This window comes from Pedobacter sp. (assembly GCF_041662865.1).
GTDB lineage: Bacteria > Bacteroidota > Bacteroidia > Sphingobacteriales > Sphingobacteriaceae > Pedobacter.
The window spans coordinates 54,496-64,650 of sequence record NZ_JBAZRL010000015.1 but is presented as its reverse complement, the minus strand read 5'-3'; the positions used below and the strand labels follow the sequence as shown (position 1 = coordinate 64,650).

General features: G+C 33.9%; 9 protein-coding genes. 3 read left to right on the top strand and 6 right to left on the bottom strand.

Annotated features, from left to right (window positions below; genetic code table 11):
* Window positions 1-478, top strand: a 478-nt coding sequence (locus tag WC622_RS07425) for a DUF2271 domain-containing protein (protein WP_372818753.1), incomplete at its 5' end; no start/stop codon positions are given.
* Complete coding sequence (locus WC622_RS07420) at window positions 459-1,118, top strand: PepSY-associated TM helix domain-containing protein (protein ID WP_372818751.1); 660 nt, start codon at window positions 459-461, stop codon at window positions 1,116-1,118. The genes WC622_RS07425 and WC622_RS07420, both read left to right, overlap by 20 nt.
* On the opposite strand, the gene ybeY is transcribed toward WC622_RS07420, so the two are convergent.
* Window positions 1,115-1,540, bottom strand: coding sequence for an rRNA maturation RNase YbeY (gene ybeY / locus WC622_RS07415; RefSeq protein WP_372818749.1), 426 nt, complete (start codon window positions 1,538-1,540; stop codon window positions 1,115-1,117). The two genes, WC622_RS07420 and ybeY, sit on opposite strands and share 4 nt — an antisense overlap.
* 101 nt (window positions 1,541-1,641) lie before the next feature.
* Window positions 1,642-4,959 carry a DUF4175 family protein gene (locus WC622_RS07410; protein ID WP_372818747.1) on the bottom strand — a complete coding sequence of 1,106 codons (3,318 nt, stop codon included), beginning with the start codon at window positions 4,957-4,959 and terminating at the stop codon, window positions 1,642-1,644.
* 151 nt (window positions 4,960-5,110) lie between these two features.
* Here WC622_RS07410 and WC622_RS07405 point away from each other — a divergent pair, with 151 nt between their 5' ends.
* On the top strand, window positions 5,111-6,625 hold the full coding sequence (locus tag WC622_RS07405) for a family 16 glycosylhydrolase (RefSeq protein WP_372818745.1): 1,515 nt from the start codon (window positions 5,111-5,113) through the stop codon (window positions 6,623-6,625).
* A 61-nt stretch (window positions 6,626-6,686) separates the two neighbouring features.
* On the opposite strand, the gene WC622_RS07400 is transcribed toward WC622_RS07405, so the two are convergent.
* From WC622_RS07400 to WC622_RS07385, 4 genes are all read right to left on the bottom strand, one after another.
* Window positions 6,687-6,878, bottom strand: coding sequence for a cold-shock protein (locus tag WC622_RS07400; RefSeq protein ID WP_090993574.1), 192 nt, complete (start codon window positions 6,876-6,878; stop codon window positions 6,687-6,689).
* A gap of 98 nt (window positions 6,879-6,976) precedes the next feature.
* Window positions 6,977-7,945, bottom strand: coding sequence for a hypothetical protein (locus tag WC622_RS07395; RefSeq protein WP_372818742.1), 969 nt, complete (start codon window positions 7,943-7,945; stop codon window positions 6,977-6,979).
* A 39-nt stretch (window positions 7,946-7,984) separates the two neighbouring features.
* On the bottom strand, window positions 7,985-8,851 hold the full coding sequence (locus tag WC622_RS07390) for a phosphodiester glycosidase family protein (protein ID WP_372818740.1): 867 nt from the start codon (window positions 8,849-8,851) through the stop codon (window positions 7,985-7,987).
* 26 nt (window positions 8,852-8,877) lie between these two features.
* Window positions 8,878-10,131, bottom strand: coding sequence for an aspartyl protease family protein (locus WC622_RS07385; protein ID WP_372818738.1), 1,254 nt, complete (start codon window positions 10,129-10,131; stop codon window positions 8,878-8,880).
* Between the last annotated feature and the right edge of the window lie 24 nt (window positions 10,132-10,155).

Below are 10,155 nucleotides of genomic sequence, written 5' to 3'. Positions count from 1 at the left end.
TGTTTACATTGGGACTGAAAAGCTTTGGGATCCTAAATTCGAGCTGACTATAGCATTTGAGTTAAATGCAATCGCGGGAAACACGCATAGACCATTTGCCGCTATTTGGGTTGAAGATGAAGCCAAAAAGCCAGTTAGAAATCTAGCCTTATGGTATAATAAGACCAAATGGGTTCCGGATCTTAGAAATTGGTATAGAATAAACGGTGAAGTTTTTAAAGCTGATAAAGCAAACTACGCATCTGTAACTGGTGCAACCCGTTCGCCAGGCAAGTATAGCATCAAGTGGGATGGGAAAGATGATAAAGGAAATCTTGTTCCACAGGGGAAATATACCATCATGATTGAAAGCGCTAAAGAACACGGAACGGATGAGATTATCCGTCAGCCATTAGAGTTAAAAAAAGCTGCAAAAAAAGTAACTAATGCAGGTAATGTTGAAATCTCAAACGTAACTTTTGACTTCTATAAAAAATAATCCAGCACCGCTTACTTCAAAGAAGAAAGTAGCTACAAAGGTAAGTAATCCGAAAAAAGAAGTAGCCAAACTATCACGTTGGCTACACATTTATCTTTCTATGGTAAGTTTTGCCATTGTTCTTTTCTTTTCGGTAACAGGTTTAACATTAAATCACCCAACATGGCTTGGCGGAGATAAGCAAGTAAACGTTAAAAATAAAGGGGTTTTAAATGTTAAATGGGTAAATAATCCGGATACGAATAAAATTGCCAAATTGGAAATCGTAGAGTTTTTACGCAAGACCTATAATGTTAAGGGATATGTAAGCGAGTTTAGGATTGATGATTCTGAAGTAAGCGTTTCGTTAAAGGGCCCAGCTTATTCTGCCGATGCATTTATTGACCGTGAAACAGGAAAGTACGAGCTTTCGGAAATTAAAATGGGCATTGTAGCTATAATGAATGATTTGCACAAAGGAAGAGATTCTGGCTTGGGCTGGTCGTGGATTATTGATATTTCAGCTGTGTTTTTAATTTTGGTTTCGCTCAGCGGATTAATCTTGTTATGCTTTATTAAAAAGAGACGTGTTGCGGGCTTTATTACAGGAATTATTGGACTAATTCTGTGTTATTTAATCTATGTGATATTCGTGCCTTAAAAAGTTCTTTTTTCTAAATAGAAATCCTCCTTTTCAGTCATTAAGGTTTTTGCTGCTTTTGTTTTGTCCTTGTAGCCCAACAAATGCAATGTTCCGTGAATCATTACTCGGCATAATTCATCTAACGTAGTCGATTTAAAATTAAGAGCATTTTCTTTAATCCGATCAAGGCTGATAAAAATATCGCCCACAATCATTTTAAGCTCTTCTGAGTTGTCGAAAGTAATCACATCGGTATAATCGTCGTGTTGGAGATAATCTTGGTTTATACGCAATAAATAATCGTCTGAGCATAAAATGAAATTCAATTCTGATAATTGATATCCTTCAGCCAAAATTGTAGTCTCAATCCAGTTTCTGACCCTGGTTTTATGCTTTAATGCATATTGAATATCTTCTGTAAAAAAGGTAATTTTTGGCATTTTATTTTTTATAAGAACCGTCATTGCGAGGCACGAAGTAATCTCCTTTTTGCAATAAATAGCTTTCGCTTTAAGATTGCTTCGTGCCTCGCAATGACGAATTAACGATTGGGCGAATTTAACAATTTAAAATATTCAGCTATTTTATTTTTGTAGTAATAATTTAAGTTAGGCGGCAATTTTTGGATCACTTCACTTTCACTTTGCTGTTGTTTTTTAAACTTATCCAGCATTTGCTGATACGATGGAGGGAGTTCTTTTGCGGCATTGCTTTCTCTTTTCGAATCTTGATCTTGTTCCCGTTGCGCTTTATCGGCATCTAGTAATTTAATCATCAAATTCTTCTGACGATTCATCGTTTCTTCAGAAATCTTCTTGTTTACTAAATCTAATTCCGTCTGCTTCATTTCTTGCGTCATTTGGTTTAAATTACCAAGTGAGCCTTTTCCATCTTTATTATCTTCTTTGTTTATTTTTTGCAAAGCTTCTCGAATCATTTGCTGCTGTTGCGCCATCTTTGCAAATTCTTGACTCATTTGTCCTTTGGGTACAGTTCCTTTATTGCCTTCGCGTTGCATTTTATCTCGAGCATTTTGCATGTTTTTATTCAATTGATCTTGCATTTGCTGCAATTGCTGCATGCTTTGTTTTTTGCCTTTACCCTTGCCCGATTTTGCATTTTTCATCGCATTTTGCAATTGGTCTAGTGCCTCATTTAACATTAAAGCTAAGTTATTAAGCGAGGTCATGGTAAATTGTTGTGAGCGATTTGCTTCGGCAGTTCGTCTATCACCCAAAAAATCTATAGATTTTCCAATGTTAAAATTGATTTTATCAACCTCGGCATTCACTACACTCTCAATTTGTGGTACTCGTTTACTTAATGAAAATAAACTATCAGCAATAGTTTTCATGTTATCTTTAATGGTGTTTTGTTGTTGCACATTGGCAACGTAAGAAGGATCATTGCTGTTCATTCTCCTCAAAGCAAGCATTACTTTTTCCTGGGCAAAAGAAGTGCTCAATAAATTTTCTAATAAGCGGCGTAATTCATCTGCGTTCGTTTTAGCTTCTTGTTCTTCACTTTCTTGCTGACTTTCTTTCATTTTTTGAGCTAGTTCTTCCATTTGCTCACCAGCTTTTTGTTGTTTTTCAGCCGCTTTTTGTTTGTCGTTTTTAGTTAGCTGTTCCTTACTTTCTTGCTGATTTTTCTCAATTTGTTCCGTTTCTTTTTCAGGGTTTTCAAAAGGATTAGGTCGTTCTAATTCTTGATTTTTCTCCTCAAGTTTTGCTAATTCTTTCTGTAGATCTTTAAAATCTTTATTTAATTGGTCCTGTTTATTTTTTATATCCGGTAACGATGCGTTTTTATCCTTGCTTTGCTGGCTTAACTCCTTTTGCTGTTTCGCCATTTCTTCCAAACGATCTATTTTATTTTGTAGATTTTGCTCAAACTCTAATTGCTTGTATAATTCTAAAATTCGATCCAATTCATTCTTCAACGATTTATTATCAAGTTGCATTTTTGAGAGCTGATCACGAGTTAAATCTTTATTGTTCATTTCCATTAATTGTTGCAGCTTTTGCAATAATTCTTTGGTTTTCTCGTCTAACACATTATTAAAAAGCTCATCAATTTGTTTTTGCTTTTCTTTTAATTCTTCATTAATCGCATTGTTTTCTGTCTTTTCAAACGTGTTTTTCTCGTTCTGTTTTTTAATGTCTTTAACTGCTTCCTCTAATTGCTTTTGTTTATCTAATAATTGCTCGATTTGTTTTTTATCTTCAAAACTAAGCTGCTTTTTATCTAGTAAATTCTGACTTAATTTTTTACTTTCTTTTTCTATTGAATTCGCCAACTTAATTGTCGATTCCATTTTTTGTTTGAGCGATTCGCTTGCAGACGCTAGTTTCTCTGCTACTTGTTGCTGCGTGGGAACTTGATAAGTTTTTATTTCAGACTTTGAAGTTTTTGCACCATTTACCCCGTCATTATCGGCAACTTCAAAATAATATTCTAAAACTTGACCAGGCTTTAAGCTGATTGTATTTAAATTCCATAAATAGAAAAAAGTATTTTCTACTTGATTGTTTTTGATGGAAATAGATTTGCTTTGTGCGCTTAGCATTTTCCCATTCTCCATAATTTTGTAAATGAATTTTAGGGAAGAAAAACCATAATCATCTGCAATGTTTCCAGAAAAATAAAGTGCTTTACTGCTTACAGAATCTGGCGTTTCTGTTACCGAAATACTAGGAAATTGATCAACTATAATGTTTAGTTGGTGACTCAAAGAATCCGAACTGCTTACAAAAGTATTTTTAGGAATAATCTGATAGGTACTATTTTTTCTCAAAGTTGTGCTAAAAGTCGCAGTGTTGTTATCGACCTTTAAATTATGAGATTGATTGTGAAGAATGAATGCCAATTCCTCACTATTTTCTGTGTGTAAATCCCAAATTATTTTTGTGCCTTCTGGGATTAATAAGTCGCCAACATTGTTTAGCTCTTCATTTTTTCTTTGCAGATAAGCTGGATAAATCAACTTTGCACTCATATTTAAAAGAGAAGGACAAGGCTTTACATCAATAGTAAAAGCAGCGGAATTAAAACCACCACCAAAAAAGCGTAACGATTTGTTTTTTTGAATGTTTTTGAATGTATAATTGAAATGATCGATGTTTTCTTTAGCTAATTTATATGTATTTGCCCCATCTTCAATATAAATATCTTGCGGAAATTCATTTCCATTTAATTGCAGCTTAACAGTAAAATCGTCGCCTTGCGTAACACTTAAATTCTTGTTTAAAATCACAAAATCAAAAGGAGCTTTAGGCAAAATTTCTTCATTGTAACGAATAAAACTAGTTGTTCCCTCTTTTAAAATTGCGGGAGCTATTATGCCAATAAAAATGATAATCGCCAATGGCGCTAAAATGTATTTTAAGTGCTTTCGATTATCATTAAGGTTAATTGCGCTGGCAAATGGAATGGGCCTCAAATCACTAATTTTTTGATCAATCCCTGCTAAGATTAACTGACTATTTTGAGGAGAATCATCAGCCAAAGCTTTAAGTTGTAATGTGTTTAATAAACGGTCTTTTACATTAAAAAAGTGATTGCCAATTAGCCCAGCGGCTTGTTCTATGCTTAGTGTTTTACTCAGTTTAAAATAAGAGAGCGCTGGTTTAATTATCCAAAAACCAATGGCTACTAACGCAATAAATAAAAATGAAAAGAATAAAGTCGTTTTTGCTCCAGTTCCAGGATGAGAGTAATACACCAATACAAAAAGAAAAAGATATAGCCCTAAAATACTAGCTGCGGCATAAATGCTTCCACGCAAAAGTTTATTTAAATAAAACTTTCGAGTAAACTCATTAATCTTAGCTAATAAAAGATCGTAGCTATTGCCCATGTTTGTTAACGAAAATAAACGTAAAAATAGTGCATGTAACTTATCAATAGATGTCCTATTTAATTTTTGTTATCTATATCGGGATAAGTTAACAAAAAATGAATATAAATTTTGTTTCAAAATCTTACTTTTAACACATTAAAACAAACACATGAAACAATTATCAATTGCTGGCTTACTCGTATTAATGATTTCTACTAGCGGAATTGCCCAAAAAACGATTATTTCTTGGAATAAGAACCAAGTCATTGCTCACCGCGGGGCATGGAAGAAAAATAACCTTCCTGAAAATTCAATTGCTTCGCTAAGACAAGCATTTAAGATAAACTGTTTTGGATCTGAGTTTGATGTTCATATGACTTTGGATAGTGTACTAGTAGTAAATCATGATCCGACTTTTTTAGGCATGCCGATTTCAAAATCTACTTATAAGCAGCTATTGACAAAAAAGCTTTCAAATGGAGAAGCGATCCCAACTTTAGAAAGTTATTTAAATGAGGGAATGAAACAGAAAAAAACCAAACTTATTTTAGAGTTGAAACCTCAAAATATGGGTAAGGAAAGAGATGAGTTTTTAGCGGAAAGTGCACTACAAATGATTAGAAAACTAAAGGCTGAGGCATGGGTAGACTATATAAGTTTTGGTTATGATATTTGCACCTATATTATTGCACACATACCAAATGCTAAGGTTGCTTACCTTGCGGGAGATGTGGCTCCAGAAAAACTAAAAGCAGATGGCTTTGTGGGTTCTGATTATCATTATTCGGTTTTTCAGAAAAACAACTGGATTGCGTCATCAAAGAAACTAGGCTTAACTGTTAATGCTTGGACGGTAAATACTGAACCAGAAATGGAATGGCTTTTGGCAAATGAAGTTGAATATATTACTACGAATGAACCTGAATTATTATTTGAAGCCATTAAAAAATCGTCAATAGCTAACAAGTGGAAGTTAAAATGGTCGGACGAGTTTAACGTTAAAGGCTTGCCAAACCCTACTAATTGGACGTATGATGTTGGTGGCTCTGGTTGGGGAAATAATGAAAAGCAATTTTACACGAATGCGGATACACTAAACGCTAATGTAGATAAAGGAGTTTTAAATATTACTGCTCGCAAAGCGGATAAAGAAAATAAAAACTACACTTCGGCAAGGTTAGCTACTCGCAAAAAATTTGATTGGAAATACGGACGTGTAGAGGTAAGAGCTATGTTACCAAAGGGAAGAGGTTTATGGCCGGCAATTTGGATGTTGCCAACAGATTGGAAGTATGGATCTTGGCCAAGAAGTGGAGAAATAGATATCATGGAACATGTTGGCTATGATCCAGATACAGTTCATGGAACAGTACATACCGAAGCATTTAATCATGTTAAAGGCACACAAGTTGGGAAAGCATTAATAATTGAAAATCCTTACACAGAATATCATGTATACGCAATAGAATGGTTTGAAGACCATATCGATTTCTTTATTGATGGAAAAACATATTTAACCTTTAAAAATAGCCGTAAGAACTTTTCAGAATGGCCTTTTGATCAACCGTTTCACTTGCTGTTAAATGTTGCAGTAGGCGGAAATTGGGGAGGTGCAAAAGGAATTGACGAATCTGTTTTTCCAGCCACTATGAAAGTAGATTACGTACGGATTTTTCAAAAGTAAAAAGCTCTAAAATAAAAAAGCCCCGATTTAACATCGGGGCTTTGGTAAAATATGATAATAATTAGATTACTTTCACATTAACGGCGTTTAAACCTTTTTTACCGCTTTCAACATCATATTCAACTTTATCGTTTTCACGAATTTCGTCGATAAGACCTGTTGAGTGTACAAAGATTTCGCTATCGCCGTTTGCAGGGATAATAAATCCAAAACCTTTTGTTACATTAAAAAATTTTACTGTTCCTTCTTGCATTGTATTGTATATTAATAATTAAGTGCGCAAGGTACATAATTTAATTTTAATAAATGCAAATACCTCATTTTTTGATGAATATACTATAAAGTGAAGGTTTATTTAGATCGTTTTCCGGTTACAGTTAATGTTATTTCACTTGAATGTGGAATGCCTAAAGTTTTGCCAGGAGTAATTTTCAGCAAGTTTTGCAAATAGACATCTATAATTCCTTGTATCAATTTTTTACGAGCCTCAAGGTATTCTGGTAATACAACACTCCCTAATCTATTCAAGTGCATTTGCCCATTTGCATCAACTACTACTGAAAAATTGTATGCAAATTCTTTATAAGATCTTAGAATTTCAATCTCATATTCTGGATAGAGATAATCGTAAGATCTTGGTCGATGGTTAAGTTCATCTACAGTGCTTATTTTCTTTGCCGTTATAAACTTACTTTTTGGTTCGAAAACTACTGGCTGCCTTGCCGCAAACGAAGTATCTGGATTTTTAGGATTTCGATAAGTCCGTTCTGATAAACGCTTAATGAAAAGAGTATCTGCTTTTGAAGGCCTTTGGAGTTCCTTAATAGTCGTATGTAATTTATTTTCGATGTAATCTTTTGTGTAATAGGTACAGTAAACATCCGAGCGTTCGTCATCATCTCCCATTATTTGTTTACCGTTCACTTGTAGTCGTTGCAAAATCAAACTGTCTTTGCTAATTACCTTTGCTCTAAAAAACTCTCTAGCGAAGTTATAAACCTTTGCGTGGTCATGCTGAAGATAAAAACCCTGCATACGAGCTATTTCTGGACTATAGGCCAACATTGTATCAGGAGCTTTGAATTCTATTGTCCAAGTCGGTTCTTGTTGAAATCCGACTTCATTAAAAGATAATCCATTTTTAAATCGTCTTTTCACTTCATAAAAACGGATGCCGTTCACATCTTTAAAACTTAAGTTGTTCTCTGGCATTTCTGAGGGATCACTATTTTTTTTCTGCTTTTTTGATTCTGATTGGCAAGCAGATAAAAACAAAATACATAGAACAACGGAAGAAACGGCAATAGTTTTAAACTTCATCTTAAATCGGGCACAAAATGATTAACAGCGGCAAATATATTATTGTTTCTTCTTTAGCAAAATAACATTTGCAACTTTTCTAGCGCCTTCGTGATCCCATTTTTTATTATCTGAAGGAAAATTTACAATCCCGTTTTCTGGAGCATTGTAAACCCATAACGTTGTAGAGCCGCCGCCATCTAAATTAATAGCGCTTGTACAGCCTAACCAGCGCATTACTTTAGTTAATTCAAAAAGACTTACTCCAGCAGAATTTTCTTGTCTGCCATCTACAGTAAGTAAAATGATTTTCCCATTGGGCTTAATTCCAATTGCACTTCTTGGATGCCTTAACCGATTAAACGCAGAAGTGTCTAAGGTTTCGTCTATATGATTAAATGTTAATAATGGGCCACTTAACATGACGTTTTTCTCAGTCAAATTTTCTTCCCAATTCGAAGTGTTATCCCATTTTTTTAAAACGAGGTTTCCATTTTCAATAACAATAGCCGCTTTTTGATGTCTTGCTCTGCTATTGTTCTTTTCTAGTCTAGTAGAATTGATTATTTGTCCATTTACTTTAACAAAGTCGACGGAGCCACCGTTTTTCACATCGAAAAAAGTGCCATTTATAGCAACAAGAGCGTTATTTTCTTTACCAAACGTTGGGGTTGTTTTGAGTTCTTTTGGTGAAGCAGCAATTTCAAAGGCCGGAGAATTTCCTTTATTTTTTACTTCAACATAACTAATGTTTTGATTAGCAAGAAAAAGATTTTTCTGATCGAAATGATGCGTAATTAATTTTGTTTTTGGCGCAATGCGTTGTTTGTGCCATCTTGCAGTAACAAGCGCAACTGAGTCTACATTTTGAGCAAAAGTGAAATTGCTAAAAGCAATAAATAGGAAAAATAGGTTTCTTTTTAACATAAGGGAATTATGGCTTGGCATCCGTATTAAATTCGTTTTTTTAATTTGAGAAGCTTAATAATGTTTTTATCTTTTCTAATTATTTCTATAACTACTGTTTTTCCGTCGGCAGATTTAAGTAGATTAGTGATTTCTTCTAGTGAATAAAAATCAATCCTTTTTAAATCTATTCCAATGAGCTCATCTTGCTCCAAAAAGCCAGCTTTTTCTGCCGGAGAATCGGGTTCAATTCGCCCAACAAAAAAACGGGGGCTATTTTCTGTATCAGCATAAACTTCCATCCCAGACATATCATGATCGAAAGGGGCTTGATAACTCTGATTAGGTTTAAAGTATACTGCTAGATTTTGATAATCAAAAGTTATATCAAATCGGCGTAATAATTCTGCGCCTAAGTTTCCATTTCGTGTATTGTATCCAATTTGTGCGGCAACAGATTCATAGGCAGGAAAACTAGACAAAACGTTTTTAAAGCTATATTTCCCTAATTTCAACAAAGGGATTCTACCAACATGCCCGCTTATTAAACCACTTAACCCCAAACCTAAGTTGGCAAAAATAGTAGGATTTGGAAGAGGGAATGCTTCTCCATTTAATGCCTCCATTGACAAAGCATGACTAGCCCCACAGTCAATAATTAGTTTTGCTTTAATATTGGTTTTTTGAGGAGTTTGCATTTCGACAGTTATATATGGGTTTTTGTTTTGCATTTCTATGGGAAATTTAGACCCTCTTTTTCGAGTTTTAGCTTGAGGAGAGAAAAAAGCTAATCTTTGTGTTGTGTAATTTACTTTTACTAGAAAACTGTTAAAAAAATAATAACCAATTAATCCATAAATCTTTTTACCCATATAGCTAGAGAGATTAAAAACATCTGTTTTTAATATTGTGGTAGGGATGTGTTGAATACTTGCTTCTTTTATTTTTACCCCAACATCATTAGAAATAAAGGCTTCTATTTCTTGGCCTTGACCTAGCCCATAAATCTTTGTCCCCCGTAAATTTTTAAGTGATAAAGTGTCTAATAAAGATGGGTCGGTAATAATTAAAGAACCAACACCAGTATCTAGAATAAAATTAAAGGGACCTTTTCCATTAATATAAATTGGGATAATGATTAAATTCTTTACTAAATCAAAATCCATTACACTCTTTTTGCGGTTTCCCTCAAACGTGAAACTTTGAGCATGGCAATTACCTACAAATAAAATTTGCGAAATTATTAATCCAATAATTAAAGATAATAATGGGAATTTTATTGCCTTTTGCCAATATTTCATGAAACTAAATTAATAAATTAGGGC

Coding starts and splice junctions, on each gene's coding strand:
- WC622_RS07410 (WP_372818747.1), bottom strand. CDS start 4,959: ATGGGCAATAGCTACGATCTTTTATTAGCTAAGATTAATGAGTTTACT.
- WC622_RS07400 (WP_090993574.1), bottom strand. CDS start 6,878: ATGCAAGAAGGAACAGTAAAATTTTTTAATGTAACAAAAGGTTTTGGA.
- WC622_RS07385 (WP_372818738.1), bottom strand. CDS start 10,131: ATGAAATATTGGCAAAAGGCAATAAAATTCCCATTATTATCTTTAATT.
- WC622_RS07390 (WP_372818740.1), bottom strand. CDS start 8,851: ATGTTAAAAAGAAACCTATTTTTCCTATTTATTGCTTTTAGCAATTTC.
- WC622_RS07405 (WP_372818745.1), top strand. CDS start 5,111: ATGAAACAATTATCAATTGCTGGCTTACTCGTATTAATGATTTCTACT.
- ybeY (WP_372818749.1), bottom strand. CDS start 1,540: ATGCCAAAAATTACCTTTTTTACAGAAGATATTCAATATGCATTAAAG.
- WC622_RS07395 (WP_372818742.1), bottom strand. CDS start 7,945: ATGAAGTTTAAAACTATTGCCGTTTCTTCCGTTGTTCTATGTATTTTG.